Raw genomic sequence first — 24,703 nt, 5'->3', positions numbered from 1 at the left:
GCCAGCTAGACTTGAGCCCATGGCGATTCGCAAAATTGCACAACTTGGCCACCCCGTGCTCAGGGAGATCGCCCGCCCGATTTCTTTAGATGAGCTGCGTTCGGCGGCGATGCAGACCCTCATCGACGACCTCATCGAAACCATGCGCGATGCCGACGGCGCCGGGTTGGCCGCAACGCAAATCTACGAGCCCGTGCAGCTGTGCGCGATCGAGGTGAGGCAGAATGTCCGATATCCGTACAAGCCACCGATCCCGCTAACCATCCTTGTCAACCCCGAGCTGACGCCGGTTGGTGACGAGCTCTTTGACAACTATGAGGGATGCCTCTCGGTACCAAACATGCGGGGCAAGGTGCAGCGCTTCCTGCATCTCCATGTCAAGGCGCTCGATCGCCATGGGGCGCCCATCGACGAGGTCGTCCATGGCTTTAAGGCAGGGACGTATCAACATGAGGTCGATCATCTGCGAGGCAAGGTGTTTCTCGACCGCGTCACCGACACCTCGACGCTATCCACCTGGACCGAATTCGATCGCCACCACAAGGCGGCATTTTTTGCATACGCCGAGGCCTTGGTTAAGCGCGTCGGTTCATAGCGTCGGCAAGCGCGAGGCGATCAGCTCGGCCACCGCGCGTGGTTGATCGATGTGGAGCCAATGGCCCGCATCGGGCAGCTCGTGGATCCCGAGGTGCGGCAAGGCCGCCGCCGCCTCACGCAGTCGCGCGCGGTCGGCTTCAGACACCACCGGCGAACGCTGCGCCACGACCATATGCAACTCGCCGCGGCCCGGCGCCAAGATGGCGTCCCACAGGTCCCTTCGGTAGTAGTCGGCGAGCAGCTCGCGCATCTGCGACAAGTCCAGGCGCAGCCGATAGCCACCGCTGGCCTCGGGCACCACATTCATGGCGAGCCAACTCGCTAAGGCGGGCGTCTGCCCTGCCGCCACCAACGCCGCGATAAAATCGTCGCGCCGCGGCAACGTAGGCGGCAGCGCGCCAAGCGCCGCTAAAACGGCCTGCACCGTGTTGCTGGGATCATCGACGGCGCCGGGTCGCGTGCTCGGGGACGAATCTAAAATCCAACACGCCGCCAGGTCATCGCGCCGGGCGCGCAACGCCATGAGCACCTTGCCGCCAAAGGAGTGACCGCAGGCGACGGTGACCGCCACCCCTCGATGGACGAGGGTCGCGAGCGTTTCGTCGAGGTCACCCGCGCAGGCGTCCAAGGTGTGCGGTGGCTCGCCTTGCGGCGAGCGGCCGTGGCCGCGCAAATCGACTAAGACCGCGCCGTATCGCGGCTGCGCCGCCACCACCGCCCGCGCGATCGACCGCCAATTGCCACCCGCGCCGTAAATGCCATGCGTAAATAGCACATGGGCTGGCGCCTCCGGCGCCCCCAACGTCTCGACGTACAGCTGCGCCATGGCCGCAGTATACCCATTATTCCATGCTACACCGCGCGCGTGACGATGACGTCTGCGATCGCGTCGCTTGGCACCGCGCTGGCGGCGCACGGCCTTGATTTGGTGCAGCCGCTATCGGTGCAGGCCTATAATGCGCTCGCCCCCGCGTATGCCGCGCCAACGATGGAGCGGCCAAGCACGCTGGCACTGCTCATTGGCAACACGCGCGCGCTATGGTCGCCCTTTACGGCCGCGTATCGCGACCAGCCTCACCTGCAGCGCCTCGCCAATCCTCTCGACGATTATTGCGCGACGACTATCGCGACGCAGCTTGAGCGCCTTTTCGGCGCCGCCGACGGTGGCGTCAGGTACGAAGCGTTTTGGGCGCCCGAGCCGCCGCCTCGCCGGCTCCTCCTCCAGCGCGCCGCCGTCGCGGCCGGCCTCGCCTATCTAGCGCCGAGCCAACTCTGCATTCATCCCATCTATGGCCCATGGTTTTCGCTGCGCGCGCTCGTCGTACTCGACGCGCCTGCCCCGGGCGATGGCGGCACCGGCGCGGCCCCCGTGCGCTGCCCCGCGCCCTGCGACTGCGCCCTTGCCTGCCAACCGATCATCGATCGACTTGCCTTGGCAAACCACACCCAGGCGCGCGTGCATGCTGCTTGGGAAGATTACCTCGCGCTGCGCGACGCCTGCCCGGTTGGCCGCGCCCACCGCTTTGGCGCCGCTCAGATCCGGTATCACTACACACACCAGCGCGACGCCTTGACGTCGTAACTTATCGTCACCCGACGCGAATTTAGCCTCGCCGCCGGGCTAGAATAACGGCGTGGACCAGTTTCGACGTCGCTTGCTCGCGGGTTCCGCCGCGATCGCGTGCGTGATCGCGATGGGCACGGTGGGCTATTGGTTGCTTGGTGGCGGCAAATGGACGCTTTTTGAGTGTTTTTACATGACCGTCATCACGGTAAGCACCGTTGGTTATGGCGAGCTGCTGGCGGGCATGGAGCACATGCCGCTGGCGCGCGGCTTCACCGCCGTCTTGTTGCTCTTTGGCACCGGCACCCTCGTCTATGCAGTGTCCGTGCTCACCGCCTTCGTCGTCGAGGGTGATTTACGCGAGGCGCTTCAGCGCAGCAAGCGGCACAAAAGGATCAAGGCCATGAAACAGCACGTTATCGTTTGCGGCGCCGGCACCACCGGTCGCCACATCATCACTGAGCTTTGCGACGCCGGCCACACCGTGGTCGCGATCGACAAGCGCGAGGCCCTGCTGCGCGACTTGGCAACGCAGCATCCCGGCCCCAACTTCAGCTTCGTCGTCGGCGACGCCTCCGAAGACGACACGCTACATAAGGCCGGCGTCGCGCAGGCCGCGGGCTTGATCGCGGCCTTGTCGTCGGACAAGGATAATGTCTACGTAATCGTGAGTGCGCGCCAGCTTGGCCCCAGCCTGCGCATCATCGCGCGCTGTGCCGAGCTAAACCATGTCGAAAAAATGCGCCGCGCCGGCGCCGACAGCGTGGTCTCGCCCAATCATATTGGCGGCATGCGCATGGCCTCTGAGCTGCTGCGCCCGGTGGCGGTGCGGTTTCTCGACGACATGCTGCGCGACCATTCCCAGCGCGTGCGCATCGAAGACATCATCGTCGGCGATACGCGAACGACACTCGAGGCGCTGCAAGTACACGCGCGCTTCGGGCTGTGTGTCTTGGCGCTGCGTGAGCCAGCGAGCCCGACATGGCAGTACAACCCACCGCCGACGACCGTCATCAGCAAGGGTGCCGCGGTGGTCGTCTTAGGCGACGTCGCGCAGGTCTCCAAGTTGCGCCACGTGCTCGCGGCCACCACCGCGCCGGCCTAATCCAGCGCGCGACGGCCTTAGCGCAGGCTGTTGGCCGCGCGTTCCATTGCGTCTTGTGCCGGCCCACATGGCTCGCCGCTGATAAGCGCGCCATGCCCGGGCACCACACGCACCAACATCTCGTTAGCGGCAAGCTCAAGAAAAAAGTCGCGCAAGGAAGATTTGTCGTGCACAAGCAAGAACTGGTCTCCAGGCGTCACCTTGGGCCCGCCTAGTGCCCCAACCAGGCGCGCCACCAGCCCAAGCACGCCCGGTAGCGAGCGTGGCAGGTTGAAGAAGATGTCGTTGAACACCGCGGTTTGGTGCCCATCGCGATCGCTGTGCAGCAGCATCACCTCCTTGCGCACGCCCGGCAGTGCGACGGCTCTTACTACACCATCATCGACAAGCTCCATGACGTCGCCGTCGACGCGCATCCGCCGCCGCACCTTGGCCGCACTAGCAGCCGGCGTGAGCACGCGCGCGGCGGGATAGCGCTGCGCAAAGCGGCCGCCGTCGATGCGATGAAACGAACTCGGCACCACGATCACGGTAACCGGCCCCAGCGCGTCGATCGCCGCCATCGTCTCGTCGTCGCAGGCGATCGCATTGTGGATGAGTAGCGAGCCATCGGCGCGGCGCATCACCACCATGTGGCGCCCCAGCGGCAAGCGCGGCACCTCGCCCTCGAGATGCCACAGCGAGTCGGTTAGTTGATCGAGCGGTCCATGCGGCAAGACGTTCCACGCTAGCGACATGGCGGCGTTATACCACGCACCCGTCGCGCGGCGTGTCCACGCTAACCGGCAGGTGGGCGCACATGTCTTCCTGCTCGCCTCGTGCGGACCGGCAGGTGAGCGCACATGTCTTCCTGCTCGCAGATAGCGACCCTCCGGGGCATGGTGAGACCACTGTGGTATCCACATCCCTCGGTGCCAACCACCCCGCCCTGCAATCTATGCTCGCGGAAGAAACGTGCGCCACCTGCCGGTAGGCCAGCGCGCTCCGGACTACCCAGAAACGCACAATCCAAGCTCCAGATTTGCGGAGGACAGAACGCGGACACGCTAGTGTCCGAATGCTGGAATCGTACGCTTGTGTTTCCCCGTAGAAAGGCCGCGCTAACCGATGCACGATGTAACGAGGCTCGCGAAGCCGTACACCGCGTCTATTCTTGTCTCCGGCCCCACTCAATGCGTTCTGTTTACGAGAGGCCGTGCGCGGCGCGGTAGCGCAGGCAAAGCTCGTCGCCCGCGTTGACGCGGCGGCACGGCGAGGGCCGCGCGTGATAGATGCGGCAGGTTACGCGCGCGCCGATGCGCCCCGAGAGCGCGAGGCAGCGGCCATCAGGCGCCATGCGCAAGTGCGGCACGCCGGCCGCGTCATACGTGACGTGCTTGGCGAGATCTTTACGCGACAGCAGGCCATCGTCGGGTTCGATTTCCACCCACAGATGTGCGCCCTCGTGGCGGTTGCTTGGCAGATTGACGCAACACGCGCCGCACTGTTGGCAATCAACGGCCATCGCCGCCGCCGCCGCCACCGCCACCGGGGCCACCACCGCCGCCGGGTGACAACACCGAGCGCGGCAGCGCAACGTCGCCCGACGGCGAATAGCCCAGCCCCGTGACATGCGTCGTGCGCGGGCCGCGCCCCGGTAGCATGCCCGAAATCACCAGCATGACGGTGTTGCGTTCATAATCGCCCAGTGAACTTAGCGCGTCCGCGGCGCCGTCGTTCTGATGGACGCGTTGATGAATATAGGCGTACCGCAAGCTGACGCCGACGCCCACCACCGGCGCAAAGGTGGCGCCGACGTCGGCAAAGCGCACGACGAACCGTGTCTCGGCGACGTCGCTGGCGGCGCGCGATTGCTCCCAGCCCGCCGCGCCATCAAGCATCAACCGCGGCCGCTGCTCCTGCTGATTCCACAGCAAGGGCACGCCGCCGGCCAGCATCACGCGATCCGACACCGTCGACGCGCCTGCCTCAAAACTCGGCACCACCGATCGGCGCAAGGTCAGCATGGCGTATCCGGAATTGGGTGGCGAATAGGTAAGCTGCGCCATCGCCGTGGGTTGAATGACATTGCGATCGTCTCGCTGCAGTGGGCGCACCATGGTCGCGCCTACCTCCAGCGCCCCGGCCCACGGGCGCCCCCACCGCACCAAATCGCGCACGGCGCGGACGCTGGCATCGAGCAGCAAGTCGCGCGTGCGATCGGGTGCGCCCAGTTGCTTAAAGCTGATGTAGCGCGGCCCGGCGGTGAGAAAGCCCGTCGTGTTGCGCCATTCCCGCTCGAGGCCGCCCTGGCCGCCGAGCTCAAAGCCGCTGGCGGTATTTTCCTGCGTGTCCTCGCTGGCAAATTTCTGCGCCCACGTGCGCTCAAAGACGCTTATCGTGTCGCTGACTTCGTAGTCGATGCGCTGCGAGCCGCGCAGCAGCGAAAATGCGCGCTCGCCGACGCGCACGCCCAGCGTCTGATCGCGCCGCGCCCCCGCGCCGGCAAACACGTGCGAACGCCCGCGCTCATAGCCCGCCGCCGCATCAAGCGTGCTGCGACGCGACACGGTGCGGCTGAGCACGCCCGACGCGCGATGGATCCATAAGATCTCGTCGGTCTGCGTCTGGTAGCGCTCACCCTCGGCCATATACTCAAGCAGCGTGTATTGCCGCTGGCCAACAAAGTGCGCCGCGACGCCCGCGCGCAGGCGATAGAACCAATCGCTTACGTGCGGCGGATCGGTCGCGTCATCGGCGACGGAAAATACATTATCCGTATAGCCAACCGTCACGGCGCCTTGGCCGACGAAGGCGGGCCGCCATGCCTGCGCGGCGGCGGTCTCGACGTGGCTTGCCACGCCAACGAGCACGCTAAGCGCCAACGCCCATCGCACGGCCGCGCGCTCGCGCGAACCTGCCAACAAGCTACGGCTCAAGCTCACGCACGTCTCCGCACAGCAATCCGGCGAGATGCAACGGCCGCGTCGTGGCGCGCTTTTGGTCGATGTCCGCGTACACATGCGCGACCTGCTCGACAGATAGCCCGAGCGCCCCCGCGATGTCGCCTGGCTTATAGCCGTGGTTTTTTGCCCACAGGCACTGGTCCATTTGCTGATACGGCAGCGCAAAGTAAAACTCGTCTTGGCCTTGCTCGAGCGAATACGTGTCCGTGGTTGGCGCGCGCGCGCAAATGTCCGCGGGCACGCCGGTGGCCGCAGCCATCGCATAGACCTGCGTCTTATAGAGGTGGGCGATGGGCTTAATATCAGCCAGGCCGTCGCCACCCTTGACGAAAAATCCCTGGTCGTATTCGAGGCGGTTGGGCGTACCCGCGACCGCGAAGTGCAGCTTATCCGCCCAAAAATATTCCGTCATCTTGCGTATGCGTTGCTTGTAGTTGGTCGCCGCAACAATCGTTAGGTAGGCGTCGCGCGTCAGCCGCTTGCGGATTTGCTCGCCACTTGGTGGTTGCGCGACTACGTAATAAACGTTCATGCCCGGCGACGCGGCGCCTCCCTGCGCGCCGACATGGCCCAGCACGATCTTAGATTTCCAGCCGTCGCCATAGCCCGGCACGACGCTAGCGATGGCCGCGTCGCGCGCGGCATATGCACCCGAGGCCGCCAGTTGCGCCGAAATATCGACGTGGTGATATTTGATCCCAAGCGTCTCCGCCAAGTTGCGCGAGATGCCAAGCGTCGAGGCCGACGACTCACGCTCGGGCATGAGCAGCCCGACCACGCGCTCAGGTCCCAGCGCGCGCACGCACAGCGCCGCCACGCAGCTTGAGTCGATGCCGCCCGACAGCCCTAGCACGATGCCGCGGCGTTTGACCTGGGTGGTGAGCAGCGCAACAATTTGCTCGCCGATCCGCGCCGCCTCAGCGGGCAGATCGAGCGCCATCGCGGCTGCCAGATCGCCTTGCGATAGCGAACTCACGCTTGCCCCCGCTTGCGCTCCACAAAGGCCGCCAGATTGCGCACCGAATCGAAATGCGCGGGCACCAATTCGTCGTCCGCGACGGCGATCCCATACGTTTCCTCGACAAAGGCAACGAGCTCGAGCACGCCGGTCGAGTCGATGACGCCCGCCTGGAGGAACGACTGTTCGGGCGCGGGTGCTTGCTCGCGTTTGCCAAACAAGAAGTTTTTGACGATGAAGTCTACGATCTGTTGTTCTGTCGTTGCCGCCACCAAAAAAGCATACCATCGCCACGTCGTGTGACGTCTGCGTGTATAGTACATAAATGTGCGGGATTGCCGGGTTAGTTGCGTTTGCGGACGCATGCGCCGCGGCGCCACTGCAAGGCGATGCGCCCGCGCGCGTCGGCCAAATGGTCGCGCAGCTCGCGCATCGCGGCCCCGATGGCCATGGCATCGTGGCCGACGAATTCGCGGCGCTTGGCCACGCGCGCCTGGCCATCATCGACCCCGCGCTTGGCGCCCAACCCATGGCCACCGCAGGCGGCGATTGCGTCATTTGCTTTAATGGTGAGATTTTTAACTACATTGAGCTCCGCGCCGAGTTGGTCGCGTTGGGCTACGCGTTTGCGACCGCCTCCGACACCGAGGTGCTGCTGCAAGCTTGGCACGCGTGGGGGGCTGAGGTGCTGCCGCGCCTCAATGGCCAATACGCCTTCGCGCTGTGGGATCGACGCTGCGGCGAATTGATCTTGGCGCGCGACGCCATGGGTATCGCGCCGTTATATGTCGCCCAGCATGCGGGCGTGCTTGCCTTTGCCAGCGAGGTCAAGGCGATCTTCGCCGGCCTGCCTCAGCTGCCACGCACTTTTGACCCGCAAGGCCTCGCCCAAGTGTTTTCGCTGTGGGCGCCCCTTGCCCCTACCACCGTGTTTGCCGGCGTGACCGAGTTGCCGCCCGGCGCGGTGTGGCGTTATCAATTGCGCGGCGAGACGGCGGGCACGCGCACAGCGAGCGAGGTCGCCTTGCCGCGCATCGCAACGACGGCGCTAACCCGCGGTTGGACGCCAGCCCACGCCGCCGCCGAACTCGGCGCGGCGTTGCACAACGCCACCCAAATGCGTCTCGTGCGCGCCGACGTCGAGGTAGGGTGTTACCTCTCGGGCGGCGTCGATAGCACGTTGCTGGCGCTAATGGCCGCCGGCATGGCGCCCTCACTGACCACGCTGAGCCTGCGTTTTGCCGACGCTGAGTTCGATGAAGGCAATCATCAACACGCCGCGGTCGCGGCAATCGCGGCCACGACGCGACATCGCCACATCAGCGTCACGGTCAGCGACGCCGATATCGCCGCCGCGCTGCCCGACGCGGTCTGGCACGCCGAGCGCCCGTGGCTGCGCACCGCACCGGTGCCGATGTTTCTTCTCGCGCGCGCCACGCGCCAGGCCGGCATCAAAGTCGTCTTAACTGGCGAGGGCGCCGACGAATGGTTTGGCGGCTACGACATCTTTCGCGAGGGCATCGTGCGACGGTTCTGGGCGCGGCAGCCCGATTCGCTGGCGCGGCAATCGCTTATCTTGCGGCTGTATCCGTATCTCGCCCGCTCGCCCGTGGCGATGCGCGAGATGTCGGTGCGCTTTTTCGCGCAAGGCCTCGAGCACGCGCGCGAGCCCGGGTTTGCCCACCAGACTCGTTGGCGCGTCGGTGCCGCGATCGCACGCCTGTGGTCACCCGAGTTTACGGCCGTGGCTGGCCACGCCGAGGCGCCACAGCTCGCCGCGCTTGCCGCCGTAACGTCGCATCTTGCCGCCGCCGCGTCGGAAACGGTGTCGCCGCTGGCCTTTGATCAATATCTCGAGCTGCGCACCTTGATGGCGGGCTACTTGCTCTCAAGCCAAGGCGACCGCATGTTGCTCGGCAATGGCGTCGAGGGGCGATTTCCATTTCTGGATGCCGAGGTCACGGCGCTGGCCGCCAGCCTGCCTGATCATTTTAAGATTTTTGGCACTCGCGAAAAATGGTTGCTAAAGCGCATCGCGATGGGGCTCGTGCCTGACTCCATCGTGCATCGCCCCAAGCAACCCTACCGCGCGCCGGACCTGCGGGCGCTCCTAGCGGCACCGTGGCTGCACGACATCACCAGCCCCGCGGCGTGCGTCAAGTTTGGGGTTTTTGCCGCCCCCGCCGTCACCAGCCTCCGCGACAAATTGCTGCGCCAACACCAACGCGGTGCCAGCGCGTCCCACACCGACGTCGCGGCGCTTGTGGGCGTTGTCACGACGCACTGGTTGGGCGAGCGTTTTGGCCTAACCGCCTAGTTTTTAACGACGCCCCACGGAAGCAGACCAAGTCTGATGGCTCAAAACTATCCAGTCACAACACAAGGTATCGCGGCGCCGCACCCCGCCGGCCAGGTAAAGGCCCCAGCCGCAATCGCACCGGTAGCGGCAGTTGTACCTCCGCTCGCTTGAACGTGCTAGCAACGCCGTGGTTAGAATTCGCAACAGCGATTTTTCAGGAGCCAACTCGATGACCCAACCTGCCTTGTCCCCAACCGCCGCAATCACCCCAAAAGCCGTGACGCCCGATGCGCCGCTTGACGCTTCGATCACGACCACCTTGGCCGCGGACGCCGCCGCTAGCGAGACCGACAGCACGTGGACAGCCTCCGCGGCCGATGCGCAGGCCCAAGAAGAAGAGGATGATTGGGGTGCCGGCGCGGCCCCTGAAGATGACGATGACGATGACGACGACGATACGGATGACGAAGATGAAGACGAGGAAGAAGAAACCGTCGCGCCGGTGATCGCCGAAGACGCCGAGTGGGGCGGCGACTGGGGTGCCGACGATGATGACGACGAAGAAGATGAGAAAGACATGCTCATCGACGGCGAAGAAACTGACGATGATGACGATGCCCCCGCCGTGGGCGTGCGCGTCGCCTTGGACGATGATGATGACGATTACAGCAGCGTCGCGATTAAGCCAGCCTTCGTGGCGCCCAAGCCCGCGGTACGCCCGCCCGTCGCGATTAAGCCCGCTGCGCCGCCTGTGGCCAAAACACCGCTAGCGCCGGTTATTGCCGCCAAGCCCGCTATTGCTGGCAAACCCATTGTTGCAGCCAAACCGGTGGCAAAGAAAGCGACGACGAAGGCAGCCAAGCCAGCCAAGCCAGCTAAGCCAGCCAAGCCAGCCAAGCCAGCCAAAAAAATCGCCAAACCCGCCTCAAAGGCTGCCAAGCCCAAAGCGAAAAAAGTCACGAAACCCGTAGGTAAGAAGCGTGCTACACCGGCGAAGAAGCCGAGCAAGCCCGCCAAAAAAGCGGCCGCGAGCAAGGCCGTGAAAAAACCGACCAAGGGAAAAAAAAGCAAAAAATGAAATCTCTCGCCGCTAGCCGTTTTTCTCTCGCCACGACCTTGGTCGCGGCGGCCTTCGGCCTTGCGGCAGCATGCGACTCTGGCGGCGACACGCCCAATCCGCCAAATCCGCCGTTCCCTCCCTTCCCGCAACCGGGCTTTTGCGAGCCGAGCAGCAGCGGCGCGCTCACCTTGCAGCCCATCGTTACCGATCTGAATGCGCCGGTTTATGTCACGGCGCCGCTGGCAGACGAGCGCCTCTATGTCGTTGAACGCGGTGGCAAGATTCGCGTGTGGGATGACGGGCAAGTCGCGACCACGCCCTTTATCGACGTCAGCGGCGACATCGCGACCAGCGATGAAGAGCAAGGGCTGCTAAGCCTCGCGTTTCATCCCGATTTTGCCGCTAACGGCCGCGCCTTTATTTTCTATACCCGCACCGATCGCGCGCTCGTGGTCGAAGAGTATTTAGCTAACAGCGATGGCACCTCGGCAACCGCGCAAGGCATCCTGATCGAGGCCGAGCACAGCGGCGCCACCAACCACAACGGCGGTACCGTTGCGTTTGGCCCCGATGGGCTGCTCTATATCTCCATGGGCGAGGGGCCGGACAACGCTCAAGACGAGCAGACCCAACTCGGCAAGATTTTGCGCATTGACGTCGATGGCGCGGCGCCTTATGCCATTCCCGAAGGCAACCCCTGGGCCGGCACCAACACCGGCGCCGAAGAGATGTACGCGTGGGGGTTGCGCAATCCGTGGCGCTTTGGTTTTGACCCGGCGAACGGGAACTTGCTTATTGGCGACGTCGGCCAAGGCGATTTCGAAGAAATTAATCTCGTGACTCCTGCGGCGCCAGGGCTGAACTTCGGCTGGCCCCTAGTCGAAGGCGACCTGTGCCGTTCCCCCGGCAATTGCGACGGCGACTTCACGGCACCGTTGCACATGTACAACCGCACGCAGACCTCGCAATGCTCGGTGATCGGCGGCAGTGTGTACCGCGGCAATTGCCTCACCGACCTGCAAGGGCGCTACTTCTTTGGCGACTACTGCACCGGGGAAATAAATAGCTTCACGATTTCGGGCAATGCCACCTCTGGCCTTACCTCGCACACGAGCGCGCTCGACCCAGATGGCGATTTGCTCGGCACGCTCGTGAGCTTTGGCAGCGATGGTTTTGGCGAGCTCTATGTCGTCTCGATTGCCGGCACCATCTATCGCGTTGCCCGCCCGTAGCCTTGGCGCTGGCCCGCAGGGGCTTAGCGAACAACCTGTGGCAGATCGACGGTGACGATCACCCGATCGTCGTCGCTGATATGCGTGTCTTCGGTGCGTGACTCAGGGATGCAAAGGCTGCCACCACCAATTTCCACCGCGGACAGACAGTCGGCACGCGTGCGACAATCACTCGCGTCGAGCTGGCTGCACGATCGCACATCGCCAGGCGTCCCAAAGGACACCGGCAGGCATGCGGTGAGTTCGATCTGGGCGCAGGTGCCGCCGAGACATGTTCCCTCCTGTCGACATCCCGCCTCGGTTCGGCAGGCATCGGGTTCCAGCAAGGGGCATAGCTCCTCCTGGGAGCCTGGCCCATAAATGGGCACCTCGGCTACCTCTCCTTGTCCACCCTCATCGATGCTGTCGCTGTATAAACACGACGTCAGCCCGACCACACATCCAAACGCAAGAAGAATTCGTTTCATGTCTCTCTCCATGAGGCGAAATTTGCCCATCCTCTCTTAGTAACGAGGTTGACATGTCGGTTTCTACGCGCATGCGCAGGTTCCGCAATATTTCTAATTGTAGGTAAAACCGCTCTGTGTGCCCCACCGCCGCAGATACGCTTTGAGCGACAGCTTGCGCGCGGTGTTCTCGGACGACATATAGCGCACCGATCCAAAGATCTGGCGCTCGGGCCCCCAGGCGCGATCAAAGCGACCGAGCGTCCAAAAAATGCCGGAGTACGAATTGGGGTTGCGCCCATCGAGCGCGTAGCGGTTATTTAAGTCCACCATGGTCGCCAGCGCCGCCTGGGGGGTGGGAGACCATTCCAAGATTTTTTTCCCCCACAACATGCGGAGGTAATTCTGAATGATGCCTTCACCGCGAAGCTGGCGCTGCGCCGCATTCCATAGCGCATCATGCGTCTGGGCCGCGTCGAGCTGCGCGGGACTGTAGAGATGGGGCCGGGGGTCTGCCGCGTGTTTTTTAAGCGTCGCTAAGGCCCACGCGGGCAGCGACGCGTAGCTCGCATAGTCCGGCGTGTGGAAGCAATAGCCATACCCAAGCTCTCGCCACGTGATGAGTTCATCAAGGAAGGCCTGCGGCGCGTCAGGCAGATTCCACCATCCCTCGCGGCGACCATTTGCCTTGGTACCCACCAAGGCCGGCGTCCAATCGACGGCGCGCATCAGCGCGGCAACCACCTCATGCGTCGAGATATGACCAAAATGCAGGTATGGCGAAAGCCCGCTAGCGGCCTCCGCATCGGGCTGACTGCGGTCGGTTGCGTAGCGGGCCAGGCGCGCTTCGATGAAGCGCGTGCACGCGGCAGCCGCCGCGACGGGGCCGCCGCCGATGGGCGATATGGCGACGCCTTGATCGATGGGTAGTTGCGCCGCCAGCGCATTTGCAGCGCCAGGCGCGGCGAGCGCGGCCGCCGGCCAGCGCGCTAGCACATCGTCTGGGATGCAGCCTCCGCGCGCGACGTTCGCCTGCGTCGATAGCAGCGGCGCGGCCGCGGGAAAATGGATCAAATACGGCGCGATCACCTTTTGCCACGCCCAGCGAAATGAGGCGGCGGTGGTGTAGGCGCGCGGAAATGCGCGCAGCGGCATGATGCCATTGCTGTCGACGGTTTCGAGCGCCACCGGCGCCTGCGCCGCGGCCGCGCGCACCGCCGACGGCAAAAAGAAGCAGGGAAATTCGTCGGTCACCACGACGCAGGCGTCGTGTGCCAGCCGCCTCAACAACCCTTTGCCGGACCCTGGTGTGGGCTCGACGTAAGGTAGATATGCAATTTCGGCCGCCGCGAAGGCCGCCGCGTTGTCGCGCATGCCTGCCATGACGAACGCATGTAGGCGTGCGCTCGCCCATGGGTAGTCCAGCCGAAGCGCCTCCAGCACGAGCAGCGGCCGGCCAAGCCGCGCACACCACGACAGCGCGTGCTCCAGGCCGGGATGATAGGTGGTGCGCCGCGCCGCAATCATCCAATACAAGACGTAGCGCCCCGCCGAATTCACCGGCTGCGCGTTTGCGTGCGCGACGCGCGTGGCCAGGCCAGTTGGTATCGAAGCTTGATCGCGACGCATTGCCCCCAACGTAGCTCGAAACCCGCGGTGTCGCACGCGGTTTGGTCGGTGTTGGACCTACACTTGGGGTCGATCAAAAATCGCGGGTGCGGGCTGCCGCTGCTGCGCGCACGGGGTTACAATTTTTCGGCGGCATCAGCGGTGATCAGGCATAACGCCGCGTCATCGCATACGCTGCCGCACGATCGCAGGGGAATTCATGGCTAACGCAACCGATCTCGAACTCGCGCTCAAAGCCGTCCGCAGCGCGCCGCATCTGCATCCGAGTTGGGACGAAGCCGAGCAGGCCGCGACGGGGCAAGATCCCGGCAACGGGCCGACGACGATCGTCGCGCTTTATCGCGAGATCTTAGCCTCACGGCCTGGCCCCGAGGTCGCGGAGATCGTTGGCCAGCGCGCCGTTGCCTTTTGCGACGAGTGGTTTGGCGACGACCCGCGCGTGCTCGAGGGCGTCTTGCTCGCCGTGCTCGAGGCCGCGCCCGACGCCGAGGCGCCCGTCGAGCGCTTGTCGATGACGTACACCGTCGCCGAGCGATGGGACGATATTCTTGGGCTCTATGAATCGCTCTGCGATCGCAGCGTCGATTCGCTGCGCCAGATCCGCCTCTTGCAAGAGGCGGCGCAACTGGCCAAGGACGTCGCCAATCGGCCCGAGCAGGCCATTGGCTACATGCAGCGCCTGCTGCGCCTGACGCCCGATGACGGCCAATTGCGCGCGGGTCTCGAACGCTTGCTCGAGCGCCATGAACGCTGGCACGATCTCATCGCGCTGTGGCAGCGTCAACTCGATACGCAAACGCGTCGTGAACGCGAAAAAACCCTAACCCGCATCGCGACCTGTTGGCTTGAGCAAGTCGGCGACGAGACGCAGGCGCTCGCCGTGGCGCGTCGGCTCCTAAGCGAAGCCGAGTCCGATCATGATGCGTGCGCGTTTCTCGAGCGCATCGTGCAAAGCAAGCAAGCCAAGCGCCCCATTCGCGACGGCGCGATCGAGCTGCTCCGTTCGCACTACGAGGGCTCGGGGCGGCCGCGCGACGTCGTGCGCGTGCTCGAACTAGCGATCAACGCCGATCCTGCCGGCAGCCACCTGCTACGCGAAGAAGCTGCATCGCGCTTGGCCGAGCTAGGCAACGACGATGCCGCGCTTGAGCATTATGCGCAGCTGCTGCTGGCCCTGCCCGACTCCAGCGTGACGCTTGAACGCCTCCGCCTCGTCTCGCAACGCAGTGGGCAATGGGAGCGCTATGCGCAGGCCGTGCTCGCCGCCGCGCTCACCGCCAAGGCCGGGCGCCGCGTCGAATTGTTCACCGAGGCCGCGCGGACGCGCCTCGATTTACTCGGCGATGCCGAGGGCGCGACGGCGTTGTATCTGCAAACGCTGCAGACCCCCGACCTAAGCGAGCACGACGAGCTGACGGTGCAACGTCGCTTGGGCGAGCTCTACAGCCGCGCCAACAAGACGGAAGCGCAACTCGACACCTTGGAACGCCTAGCGCAGCTCGAGCCCGGCGAAGCGACCAAGCGCGGCTTGCTCGGCGAGGCGGCACGTCTGGCCGAATCGCTCGGCGATGCAGATCGCGCGTTGGCGTTGTGGCAGCGGCGCTTTGAGCTCGATCCAAGCGACACGTCGCCGCTCGATTCAAGGATCTATTTGCTGCAGGCCGCGGGCCGTTTTGACGAGCTGATCGAGTCGCTAGGCGCGCGGGCCGCCGCCACCAAGAACGACATCCAACGGCGCGCCGATCTCATGACGATTGCCAAGCTGTGGCAACACCAACTCGGCGACCGCGAGCAGGCCACCGCGGCGTGGCAACGCGTGATCACCGAGACCGGCGACGACCCCGAGGCGACCTCGGCGCTGGGCGAGTTGTTAGCCAAGGCCGAACGATGGGGCGAGATGGCGGAGCTCTTCGCCCGCGCGGCGAGCCGAGAAACCTCGCGTCAGCTGAGCGAGATCTTGGCGCTCGGCGACGCATATGCGCACCATCTCGCGCAACCTGCCCAGGCGCTGGCGGCGTATCGCCACGTGCTCGCGCTGGCACCCGGCAACCCGCGCGCGCGCGCCGGCCTCTTGGCGTTGGTCGAGACGCCCGCAACGCGGGCGCAAGCGACGCAGACGCTTGTTGATAGCTTTCAGCAAAGCGGCGAATGGGCGCAACTATTGGGCCTCTTGCCGCATCGCCTCAGCGACGCGCGCGACGAGCGTGAACAGCTGCGCCTGCGCCGCGAGGCCGCGGCCATGCAAGTCGAGTATTTGCGCGATGCCGCCGGCGCCCTCGCCAACTTGGCGGCGTGCCTCCCCTTGGCGCCAAGCGACGCCACCCTGCTCGCGCAAGTGATCTCTCTGGCGCATCAAACCGATGCGTGGGAAGTCGCGGCTACGAGCATCGAGAACGCCATCAACACCTTCACTGGCGCGGTCGAGTCCGAAACGGATGCGGCCGATATTGCGCGCCTCGCGATGCGGCTGGGCGACATCTATGAAAATGAGCTAGAACAGGCGGGGCCCGCGATTGCGGCGTATCGCCAAGTGCTCTCCTATGAGAAGTCGCATCTTGGCGCCGCCACGGCGATCATTAGGCTAGCCCCCAAGCAGCACGGGTGGGACCACGCCGCGGCGGCGTTGGTTGGCAACGCCGTGGCCAAGGACGTGCTGCATCCCGAGCTCGTCGCCGGCTATGGCAAGGCTGCCGATGACAGCAATAATTTTGCCGCGGCGACGGCGGCCCTGGAGACGGCGCTAAGCAACGGCTCGCTCGCCGCCGACCTCGAGGCCAAGGTGCGACAGCAACTGGCGCAATGGCATCTCGAAGGCAACAACGACACGGCCAGCGCCTTGCGCTGTTTGCGCCAGGCGATCGCGCGCACCCCCGATCGCGTGGAGCTGCTGGGGGCCATCCGGCGCATCGAGCAGGCGCAGCCTGCCTCGGCCGCGCGGCTCACCACCTTGCGTCGCCTCGCGGAGCTCTTGCCTGCCGACCTCACCGTGCTCGGCGACGCCATCGCCGTCGCCGACGACATTGGCGATCAAGCCGCGTTGATCGATTTGCTGGCGCAGCAGTTCGCGCGCGTCGCCGCGCAATGGCGTATTCATGGCACCGGCGCCAGCGTCCCGGCCATCCTTGCCCAAGGCAAGGCTACGCCGCCGCCGGCGAGCAACAAGAGTGCCGCGCGCATCGGGCGGCGCTCATCGTCGCCGGTGTCGCGCTTTGAGGGCGCGACGCAACCTCCCAGCCCCATCGAGCAGCTCGCCAACGCAACGGCCAGCCGCTTGGTCGACGCGTTGCTGGCGCAGGGCTCATTTGCCCAGGCATTTGAGCAGCTCACCGAAGCCGCGCGCTTGCCGTTTGCGCCCGGCGTTCGGCGATCCTTGCGGGTGCAAGCCGCCAACATCGCGCTGGGCAAGCTCGGCGACGCCGCGCTCGCCGCGGACATGTACGTCTCGATCTTGCGCGAAGACCCGCATCAACCCGAGGCGCTCGCCGCCCTCGGCGAGATTTATGCGCGCGAAGACAAGCATGCCGAGCTGATCGCCATCCGCCGCCACCAAGTCGCGGAGAGCGCCGACGTGGGCGAACGCGTGGGCCTGCGGCTCGAAATGGCCAAGAGCATGGGCATCGTCGAAGGCCGCTCGGGCCGCGTCGAGGTGCTCCTGGCAAATCTCGAAGACGCGCCCGGTCACGCCGCCTCAATGGACGCGCTCGCAGAGCTCTTGCGCCAACGTGGCGAGCTAAGCCGCCTGGCCCTCTTGTTCGAACGCGAGGCCCGCAAGCTCGAGGTGCTGGGCGACATGAAGCCCGCCGCGGGCCTATGGCGGCACTACGCGCAAATCGCCGAGATCGACCTCGGCGAGCCAGACCGCGCGATCGCGGGCCATCGCCGCGTCGTCGCGTTGGCGCCAACCGCCGACTCGCTGCGATCGCTAGCGCGGCTGCAGATGGAGCGCAAGCAACCCGCCCAAGCGCTGCCGTGGTTTGAAAGCCTGCTTGGCACGACGACCGGGCCTGAACGCATCGAGGTCGTCATCCAGCTCGCGCGGGTCCACGCCGATGTCGGCCAACCCGAACGCGCCGCCAGCGTAATCGAAAAAGCCCTCCCCGAATTTAACGATTCGATCGAGCTGCGCAGCCTGCTGGCGACGATTTATCGCCAGCTCGCGCGATGGCGCGACCTCGCCGAGCTCTTGACGGGCAGCCTTGACTTAGTCGCCGATGACCAGGCCACGGCGTTTGCGCGTGAGGCCGCAGAGATCTATAGCCAGCGCCTCGGCGAGCCCGGCAATGCGGTGCCCGCGCTGCTCCGCGCGCTGGTCCAAGATCCAAACGATCGCGTGCTACGAACCGGGCTCGCCGCCGCCTATCGCGCGGCCAAACAGTTCAAGGAGGCGCGCGACGTGATCGGCGCGCTCATCGCCGAATACGGACGTCGCCGCACGCCGGATCGCGCCGAGCTACACGTGGAGTTAGGCCGCATCGCGTGGGCCGAGGGCAATCAAGAGGAGGCCCTTACGGAACTCGAACAAGCGGCGCGCATGGACGTCAACAGCGCGGCGATCCAGCTTGAGCTCGCGCAATTGGCCAAGCGCGCCGGCCAGATCGATCGCGCCGAACGCAATTATCGCGCGCTTCTGCTCGTCGTACGCCGTCAAGCCAGCCCCGACGAACTTGAAGCCGTCGGCCAAAGCGAGGTGCTCTACGAACTCCACAAGCTGGCCGAGGCGCGCGGCGAGGCGGCGCAAAGCAAGGAGCTGCTGCAGAGCGCGACCGAGGCGGCCGTGGCCTCAAATATCGAGGTCAGGCGCCTGCGGCGATCCATGCTCGCGCATGGCGATCGCGAGCGCTTGCTACAGATTATCGACCGTCGCCTGAGCATGTCGGGCGCCACCGGCAACGGCCCCTTGCTCACCGACAAGGCCGATCTCCTCATCGACATGGGACGCGGCAGTGAGGCGCTCGAGGCGCTCATCGCCGCCTTGCAAGGCAGCCCCGCCGACATCGACATACGCGATCGCGCGCGCAAGCTTGCCAAGGAGCAAGGCGCGCAAAAACTCTACGTCGACAGCGTCGTCGCGATCAGCGAGCGGCTGCGTCGCCAAGACGATCCGCCCATCGTGTCGGCGCTGCTGCTGTCTGCGGCCGAGGCGCTCGAACACGATGCCGGCGACCTCCGCGCGGCCTCCAAGCTCTACCACCGCGTCGAGCTGCTGGGCATTCATCTCGCCGAGGCGTACGGAGGCTTGGCACGCATTGCCGGCGAACTCGGTGACGACGAAGAGCAGGCGCGCGTGCTCGATGCGATGATGCAAGTCGCCGGCCCTGGCGCCGCCGATCCGAGCGCGGCGCAGCTGGACGCCATGTACCGCTTGGCCGAGGTGTTTGCCTCGCACCCACAGCGGCGCAAGCAAAGCGTCGATTTACTCGAGCGCGCCTTTACGGTCGAGCCTCGATGGGCTCAGGTGGGGCGCACCCTGCGCGTCATCACGGATGCCGGTGGCGACGAGCGCGCGTTGGCGTTTTACGGCAAGGTGGCGCAGCAGGCCGGTGATCTCGATGTCCTGCTCGACTACCTCGAAAAGAAATCGCAGACGGCCGACGTTGCCGGCGCCGAGCTCGAGCGCGCGGTTGAGATTGCGCAGGAGCTAGGTCGCCACGAAAAAGTCGATGCGCTGCTGGCGCGGGCCACCGCCCAGGCCAAGGACGGCAAGCTCGACGCTTCGCAAACTGCGTGGGCCTACGTCACCTCCTCGCGCCACGCGCTGCGCAAAGGCGACGCGACCGGATCGTTCGCGTTGCTGCTCGCCGCGGCCCCCTTGGCCGAAGGCGCGATCATCGAAAAGCTGGCAAACGATATTATCACGTCCATCACCGTCAACGCAGGCGGCCACAGCAAGGGCGCGGGTGCCGACGTCCATGTCCGCGTGCTTGAGTTCTTGCAAGAACGGCGGCCACACGATCCAGACATCTGGAGGCCACTCGTCACCCTCTACCACGAACGCGGCAACGACGAAGCGCTGACTCAATTGCTTGGCCGCGTCATGCCGCAGCTCACCGATGTTGACGAGCGCAACGACTTGCGCCTCGAACAAGCGCGCTACCTGCTCGCGCGCCCGGGCGGCTACGAGCAAGCCATTACGTTGCTCAAAGAGGTGCTGCAAGACAACCCAGATCACGCCGAGGCGGCCACCCTCTTTGAGGCAACCCTCGAAAAATCCGGCGACCGCGATGGGCTGGCCGCCTATTTGTCACAACAGTTTGATGACGCGATCGCGCGCGGCGCCAAGGAATCGACCAGCCGCCTCGCGGTGCGCTTGGCGTCCATCTCGAGGCCACATGCGCGCGAGTCCCTGTTCAGGCGGGCCTTGGCGATTGCGCCCGCCGACCGCGCGATCCTGCACGGCCTGTTAGAGGCGCTGCCGGCGGATGCGGATCCTCGTGAAAAGGCGCAGCTCAGCGAGCGTTTGTTGGCCGTGGAAGAGCCAGCCGAAGTCGCCGTGCTTGCGAGCAAGGTCGCCGAGCTATGGCGCCTGGCCGGCGACAGCGCGGCCACCAAGCGGGTGCTCGAGACCGCGCTGCAAGCCGCACCTGAAGATCGCCTGATTCGCACCCAGCTCGAGAACTGGTACGCCGAGTCAGGTGATCTTGGCGGGCTGGCGCGACTCCACCTGGCGGACGGTAAGCGCAACGCCAAGGTCGAGGCGGCGGTCGAAAGCCTGCGCGATGCGGCGCGGATCTATCGCGATTCCTTGTCGCAACTGCCCGAGGCGATCGAGGCCCTCACGCTGGCTAATCAACGCGCACCCCACGACGCGACGGTGATCGCCGAACTTGCCGATGCCCTCGTGGCGGCGCGGCGCAGCCCGGAGGCAGACGCGTTGCTTGAGACGGCGCTGGCCCGTCCAGACTTTTCCCCACCGGTCGTCGCCGCCTTGACGACGACGCGCGCGACCGTGTTGATGGAGCTTGGGCGCCTAGAGGACGCGCTGGCCTTGTATGAAAGTGCGTATCAAGTGGCGCCAGCGGCGAGCTACGAGGCCTTGGCCGCGGGCTACGCGCGTGCGCGGCTGGCCGCGGCAAGCAAAAAAGATGCGCCCCGTGAGCGCGAGTTGCTGTTTAAGGAAGGTCACCTTCACGTCACCCACCACGACCATGAAGGTGCCCGCGAACTTTTAACTGCGTGGACGGGGGCCCACGGCGATGACATTGAAGCCTTGCAGCTCCTGCGCGACATCGATGTAAAGTCTGGCAATTGGGATGGCGTGTTGGCCGCGAGCGCCAAGCTTGCCCTGGTATGTACGGGGAGCGACCAAGTCGAGGCCGCGTTGCGAACGGCCGAGGCCGCGCAAAAGCTAGGTCGCGAACAGGACGCCATCGAAACGCTCCAACGCGTTCACGAGGCGCAACCTGGCGCGGCGCAGCTGCGCGCCCGCTTACGCGACTACTATACCAGCAAGGAGCTATTTGAACCGCTGGCGGCCCTTCACATCGTTGATGCCGCGCACGCCACAAGCCCCGCGGAACGCTTCACAAATCTCAGGCGCGCCGCGGAAATCTACCTTTACAATGTAGGCAGTCCCGAGGCCGCCACCGGCCCGGCGCAGCAAGCGCTTGCCGTCTTTCCCGAAGACCACGCGCTGGCGATGTTGCTCGTCGACGTGCTAATTGCCTCGGGCAAGACCGACGAGGCGGCCACGACGCTGGAGGCCTCGATCAATGCCCACAAGAAGCGCACGCCCGAGCTCGCGGCGTTGCAGCAGCGCATGGGGCGCGTGTGTGGCGCGCTGGGCGATAAGGAGGCCCAACTCGGCTGGCTCAAAAAGGCATTCGATGTCGACCGCAAAAGCTCCGAGATTGCCGCCGAGCTGGCGCAGCTCGCGACCGAGGCCGGCGACTATGAGCTCGCGCTCAAGCCGCTGCGCGCGATCGCGCTGATGGAAAACCCCCAGCCCGTCACACGGCCGATGGCACTTTTATGGGAGGCGAAAATTGAAAATGCCCGCGGCAACCGCGCCAAGGCCGAGCTGTGGGCCAAGAAGGCCTTGCGCGAAGATCCGTCGTTTGCCGACGCGCAGACCTTTCTCGCCGAGCTAGGAGCGTAGGCCATGACCGCGACGCCAACCGCAGCCGTAACATATGAGCGCCCCGCCTCGCCTGACGCACATGCGGGCGTCGGAATCATCCGCCTGCAGCGCGCCGCTAATCGCAACAGCATGACGCCCGAATTGCTCGATGGCTTCGCGGTGGCCACCGCGCTGGCGCGCGCCGATGCCGAGTTGCGCGCGCTGGTGGTAACCGGCGAGGGCGGATTTTTTTCCGCGGGCGCGGACTTTCGCTCGAACATTCAGCGCGACGACGCCTCGCGAATTTCCGCCGAGCGCTCCGCCTTGATGTACGAACCGTTTTTGTCGTTGCTCGATCTCGAGGTGCCAACCATCGCGGCTTGCAACGGCCACGCGGTGGGCGGTGGCTTTGGCCTCGCGCTGGCATGCGACCTCCGCATCGGCGCGCAGGACGCAAAGTTTGGCGCCAATTTCGTCAAGCTCGGCATTCATCCTGGGATGGCCATCACGTATCTATTGCCGCAGCTCATCGGCGGCGCGCGTGCGGCCGAGTTGTTATTTACCGGTCGCCTGCTCGATGGCCGCGCGGCCGAGGCGATGGGCGTGCTGGGTCAGGCCGTGCCCGCGTCCGAGGTGCTTCCAACCGCGCTCGCGTTGGCGACGCAGATCGCGGAAAACGCGCCGATTGCGGTACGCCTGACCAAGCGCAGCTTGCGAGGCGCGCATGCCGCCGCCGCGCGCGCCGCCGCGTATGCCGAAAGCTTTGCCCAAGCCGCGACGCTGGAAACCAGCGACGCCAAAGAAGGCGTTGCGGCGCTACTCGCCAAGCGCCCGCCCACGTTTTCCGGCCGCTAAAGCGGTGCGTTGCCAGCTACTCGCCCGGCGGCGCCTGGTGCGTAATGGGTTGCGCATGGAGCCTCGAGGTCTCGATCATCGCCCCCGGCAACAGAAGCTAAGTTCAACCAGGGAAAGCCCACTAATTCGTAACTACTTGAATGTATTGCGAGCACAAAGATTTCCACCACCGACGCCCATCGGCATCTGTATTGCATTTCCTCCAAGTTCCCCGCTGGGGACCCTATGGACATCGACATCGGCATCATCACCAATCCCAACGCGCGCAAAAACAAGCTTCATCCAGAGCGCGCCGGCGAGCTGGCGCGGCTGGTTGGCGACGCTGGCGTGGTCGTACAAACCAAGCAGCTCGCAGACATCAAACCAGCCATTCGATCGTTTCTTGCAGCGGGCTGCAAGTACATCGTTGCGGACGGCGGCGACGGCGCCTTGCATTGGGTGATGCGCAGCGCCCTCGAGGTGCTGCAAGAACCGGAGTTTCGTCATTATAACTTGCCCCCCATCATGCCGACGCGGGGGGGCACCATCGACTTCGTTGCCAATAATGTCGGCCTCGTCGGCAACGCCGAAAGCTTGATCGCGGCGCTGCGCGGCGCCATCGCGCGCGAGCAGCACATTGCCACGGCGGAGGTCGAGACCATGTGCATCGATGCAACCGTGGCCGCGGCGGATGGCACGACCTCGCCGCTGCGCACCTATGGCTTCGCCGTCGCGGCGGGCGGCATTGGGCAACGCTTCTTTGATAAATACTATCAAGACCCCGATCCAAATCCGCGCACCATCATGCGCGTCGTCGGCCAGGCGCTTGCCTCGATGCCGGTGGCGTTCACCTCGTTGCGCCACGTGCCGGGCTTGGCGCCGTATGCCAGCTATGCCAATGAGCTGTTCTCGCCCACCCGTGCTCAAATCTCCATTGACGGCGTCACGCTGCCCGGCAATGAGTTTACCGGCATCCACATCGCCTCAATGTCGATCAACATCGGCGGCGTCTTTCGTTTTTTCGGCAAGGCCGACGCGCCGGGCGTGATGAACGCACTGGTCGGCGCACCGACGGCGCTCGGTATCGCGCGCAATCTGCCGCGCATGGCGATGGGCAAGGACATGACCGGTCGCGACATCATCGACCGCCCGTGCCGCGAGCTGATCGTCACGGCCACCGATGGCGAGCGGCTCTCACCCGTGATCGACGGCGAATGCTATCGCGACATCACGCGCCTTGAGTTTCGCCTCGGGCCCACCATCTCCGTGCCGCGCGTGCTCACCATGCAGCATCACGCGCAAGCAGCCGCGTAGCGCGATGGCCCTGCGCCGCACGTGCTAAGCGCGCTGCGCGAGATACAGCGCCATCGCCATGCGCAGCAAGGTCACCACCACCAACGCGGCTCCGAGCCACCCAATCAAGCGTCGCGTCGCTACCGGCAGGCGCAAGCCCCATGCGCCCCCCATGTCGCGCCCCAGCGCCGCGCAATACCCGCCTACGATCAGCGGAATGCCAAAGTCGGCGAGATTCGCCAACCACATTATTTTTTTCGGCACTCCACACGCACCGGCGCCTCGCCGCGCGTCGCGCACACCTCGCCGGCTTCGCAAGCGGCACGCTCGCAAGCCGCTGCCAGCGAGGTTTCACATCGGCGGTCCACCAGATAAAAACACGTGCCGCGATCGCCGCGATAGCGCCAGCCGTCCCAGTCTTTGCCCTTAGGGGTTGGCACCGCGCCGCCGTCGGCCTCGCTACCGCGGGCATAGCTGGTGTCGTCGCCCGCTTCTTCCATGGCGCGTGCCGCCGCCGACCGAGCCTTGGGGCGTGACGCAGGATCCGTCGCCGCCGCCTCGCTCGCGCCAGCGCGTTGATCGGTGCGACAGGCTGTCGACCCGCTAGCGAGCGCACCCGCCAGCACAAGGGCAACAAGTGAGCGGTGCAGGCGCGTCTGGCGTTTCATTTGGTTGCCTCCATGGT

At 65.2% G+C, this 24,703-nt stretch carries 19 protein-coding genes; 9 read left to right on the top strand and 10 right to left on the bottom strand.

What is annotated here, in order from left to right; all coding sequences use genetic code 11:
• The first annotated feature begins 19 nt into the window (after positions 1-19).
• Positions 20-595, top strand: a complete 576-nt coding sequence (gene def, locus IPL79_17885; GenBank protein ID MBK9072848.1) for a peptide deformylase — start codon at positions 20-22, stop codon at positions 593-595.
• Here the strand turns inward: def and IPL79_17880 are convergent.
• Positions 590-1,423, bottom strand: a complete 834-nt coding sequence (locus IPL79_17880) for an alpha/beta hydrolase (GenBank protein MBK9072847.1) — start codon at positions 1,421-1,423, stop codon at positions 590-592. The genes def and IPL79_17880 overlap by 6 nt on opposite strands.
• A 39-nt stretch (positions 1,424-1,462) precedes the next feature.
• On the opposite strand from IPL79_17880, the gene IPL79_17875 reads away from it, so the two are divergent.
• Both IPL79_17875 and IPL79_17870 read left to right on the top strand, forming a co-directional pair.
• The gene (locus IPL79_17875; GenBank protein MBK9072846.1) at positions 1,463-2,179 is read left to right on the top strand and encodes a hypothetical protein; all 717 of its coding nucleotides are present in this window, start codon (positions 1,463-1,465) and stop codon (positions 2,177-2,179) included.
• A 52-nt stretch (positions 2,180-2,231) separates the two neighbouring features.
• Positions 2,232-3,266, top strand: a complete 1,035-nt coding sequence (locus IPL79_17870) for an NAD-binding protein (protein MBK9072845.1) — start codon at positions 2,232-2,234, stop codon at positions 3,264-3,266.
• A 17-nt stretch (positions 3,267-3,283) separates the two neighbouring features.
• On the opposite strand, the gene IPL79_17865 is transcribed toward IPL79_17870, so the two are convergent.
• From IPL79_17865 to IPL79_17845, 5 genes are all read right to left on the bottom strand, one after another.
• Positions 3,284-4,003 (bottom strand): hypothetical protein, encoded by a 720-nt coding sequence (locus IPL79_17865; protein MBK9072844.1) that lies wholly within the window; start codon positions 4,001-4,003, stop codon positions 3,284-3,286.
• Positions 4,004-4,449: 446 nt separating this feature from the next.
• Complete coding sequence (locus tag IPL79_17860; protein ID MBK9072843.1) at positions 4,450-4,806, bottom strand: YkgJ family cysteine cluster protein; 357 nt, start codon at positions 4,804-4,806, stop codon at positions 4,450-4,452.
• Positions 4,760-6,184, bottom strand: a complete 1,425-nt coding sequence (locus tag IPL79_17855; protein MBK9072842.1) for a hypothetical protein — start codon at positions 6,182-6,184, stop codon at positions 4,760-4,762. The genes IPL79_17860 and IPL79_17855 overlap by 47 nt, the downstream gene beginning before the upstream one ends.
• The gene (gene nadE / locus IPL79_17850) at positions 6,174-7,151 is read right to left on the bottom strand and encodes an NAD(+) synthase (protein MBK9072841.1); all 978 of its coding nucleotides are present in this window, start codon (positions 7,149-7,151) and stop codon (positions 6,174-6,176) included. The genes IPL79_17855 and nadE overlap by 11 nt, the downstream gene beginning before the upstream one ends.
• A 32-nt stretch (positions 7,152-7,183) precedes the next feature.
• The gene (locus IPL79_17845; protein ID MBK9072840.1) at positions 7,184-7,492 is read right to left on the bottom strand and encodes an acyl carrier protein; all 309 of its coding nucleotides are present in this window, start codon (positions 7,490-7,492) and stop codon (positions 7,184-7,186) included.
• Between the two features lie 2 nt (positions 7,493-7,494).
• On the opposite strand from IPL79_17845, the gene asnB reads away from it, so the two are divergent.
• The 3 genes from asnB (at position 7,495) to IPL79_17830 (ending at position 11,760) form a co-directional block, all read left to right on the top strand.
• Positions 7,495-9,486: an asparagine synthase (glutamine-hydrolyzing) gene (gene asnB / locus IPL79_17840; protein MBK9072839.1), complete on the top strand. Its 1,992-nt coding sequence runs from the start codon at positions 7,495-7,497 to the stop codon at positions 9,484-9,486.
• Between the two features lie 211 nt (positions 9,487-9,697).
• Positions 9,698-10,546, top strand: coding sequence for a hypothetical protein (locus IPL79_17835; GenBank protein MBK9072838.1), 849 nt, complete (start codon positions 9,698-9,700; stop codon positions 10,544-10,546).
• A complete protein-coding gene (locus tag IPL79_17830; protein MBK9072837.1) occupies positions 10,543-11,760 on the top strand; it encodes a PQQ-dependent sugar dehydrogenase in 1,218 nt (405 codons plus the stop codon). The genes IPL79_17835 and IPL79_17830 overlap by 4 nt, the downstream gene beginning before the upstream one ends.
• A 23-nt stretch (positions 11,761-11,783) precedes the next feature.
• On the opposite strand, the gene IPL79_17825 is transcribed toward IPL79_17830, so the two are convergent.
• Both IPL79_17825 and IPL79_17820 read right to left on the bottom strand, forming a co-directional pair.
• On the bottom strand, positions 11,784-12,227 hold the full coding sequence (locus IPL79_17825) for a hypothetical protein (GenBank protein ID MBK9072836.1): 444 nt from the start codon (positions 12,225-12,227) through the stop codon (positions 11,784-11,786).
• Between the two features lie 93 nt (positions 12,228-12,320).
• Positions 12,321-13,835, bottom strand: coding sequence for a deoxyribodipyrimidine photolyase (locus IPL79_17820; GenBank protein MBK9072835.1), 1,515 nt, complete (start codon positions 13,833-13,835; stop codon positions 12,321-12,323).
• A gap of 199 nt (positions 13,836-14,034) precedes the next feature.
• On the opposite strand from IPL79_17820, the gene IPL79_17815 reads away from it, so the two are divergent.
• The 3 genes from IPL79_17815 to IPL79_17805 all read left to right on the top strand — a co-directional run bounded on the left by IPL79_17815 (position 14,035) and on the right by IPL79_17805 (position 24,039).
• Positions 14,035-21,930 carry a tetratricopeptide repeat protein gene (locus tag IPL79_17815; protein MBK9072834.1) on the top strand — a complete coding sequence of 2,632 codons (7,896 nt, stop codon included), beginning with the start codon at positions 14,035-14,037 and terminating at the stop codon, positions 21,928-21,930.
• Positions 21,931-21,933: 3 nt separating this feature from the next.
• A complete protein-coding gene (locus tag IPL79_17810) occupies positions 21,934-22,746 on the top strand; it encodes an enoyl-CoA hydratase/isomerase family protein (GenBank protein MBK9072833.1) in 813 nt (270 codons plus the stop codon).
• A 225-nt stretch (positions 22,747-22,971) separates the two neighbouring features.
• Entirely contained in the window at positions 22,972-24,039 is a 1,068-nt protein-coding gene (locus IPL79_17805) for a hypothetical protein (protein MBK9072832.1), read from the top strand.
• A 24-nt stretch (positions 24,040-24,063) separates the two neighbouring features.
• Here the strand turns inward: IPL79_17805 and IPL79_17800 are convergent, their stop codons facing one another.
• Together IPL79_17800 and IPL79_17795 are read right to left on the bottom strand one after the other, a co-directional pair.
• Positions 24,064-24,261: a hypothetical protein gene (locus IPL79_17800; protein MBK9072831.1), complete on the bottom strand. Its 198-nt coding sequence runs from the start codon at positions 24,259-24,261 to the stop codon at positions 24,064-24,066.
• A gap of 5 nt (positions 24,262-24,266) precedes the next feature.
• On the bottom strand, positions 24,267-24,686 hold the full coding sequence (locus IPL79_17795) for a hypothetical protein (GenBank protein MBK9072830.1): 420 nt from the start codon (positions 24,684-24,686) through the stop codon (positions 24,267-24,269).
• Positions 24,687-24,703: the final 17 nt, after the last annotated feature.

The sequence above is a fragment of the Myxococcales bacterium genome (assembly GCA_016716835.1).
In the GTDB taxonomy this organism is placed as follows: Bacteria; Myxococcota_A; Polyangia; order Haliangiales; family Haliangiaceae; genus JADJUW01.
Note: the sequence above shows the minus strand (reverse complement) of the source record. Positions and strands in the feature narration are given on the sequence as shown.

Coding starts and splice junctions, on each gene's coding strand:
- def (MBK9072848.1), top strand. CDS start 20: ATGGCGATTCGCAAAATTGCACAACTTGGCCACCCCGTGCTCAGGGAG.
- IPL79_17880 (MBK9072847.1), bottom strand. CDS start 1,423: ATGGCGCAGCTGTACGTCGAGACGTTGGGGGCGCCGGAGGCGCCAGCC.
- IPL79_17865 (MBK9072844.1), bottom strand. CDS start 4,003: ATGTCGCTAGCGTGGAACGTCTTGCCGCATGGACCGCTCGATCAACTA.
- nadE (MBK9072841.1), bottom strand. CDS start 7,151: ATGGCGCTCGATCTGCCCGCTGAGGCGGCGCGGATCGGCGAGCAAATT.
- IPL79_17845 (MBK9072840.1), bottom strand. CDS start 7,492: ATGTACTATACACGCAGACGTCACACGACGTGGCGATGGTATGCTTTT.
- asnB (MBK9072839.1), top strand. CDS start 7,495: ATGTGCGGGATTGCCGGGTTAGTTGCGTTTGCGGACGCATGCGCCGCG.
- IPL79_17835 (MBK9072838.1), top strand. CDS start 9,698: ATGACCCAACCTGCCTTGTCCCCAACCGCCGCAATCACCCCAAAAGCC.
- IPL79_17830 (MBK9072837.1), top strand. CDS start 10,543: ATGAAATCTCTCGCCGCTAGCCGTTTTTCTCTCGCCACGACCTTGGTC.
- IPL79_17825 (MBK9072836.1), bottom strand. CDS start 12,227: ATGAAACGAATTCTTCTTGCGTTTGGATGTGTGGTCGGGCTGACGTCG.
- IPL79_17820 (MBK9072835.1), bottom strand. CDS start 13,835: ATGCGTCGCGATCAAGCTTCGATACCAACTGGCCTGGCCACGCGCGTC.
- IPL79_17815 (MBK9072834.1), top strand. CDS start 14,035: ATGGCTAACGCAACCGATCTCGAACTCGCGCTCAAAGCCGTCCGCAGC.
- IPL79_17810 (MBK9072833.1), top strand. CDS start 21,934: ATGACCGCGACGCCAACCGCAGCCGTAACATATGAGCGCCCCGCCTCG.
- IPL79_17805 (MBK9072832.1), top strand. CDS start 22,972: ATGGACATCGACATCGGCATCATCACCAATCCCAACGCGCGCAAAAAC.
- IPL79_17795 (MBK9072830.1), bottom strand. CDS start 24,686: ATGAAACGCCAGACGCGCCTGCACCGCTCACTTGTTGCCCTTGTGCTG.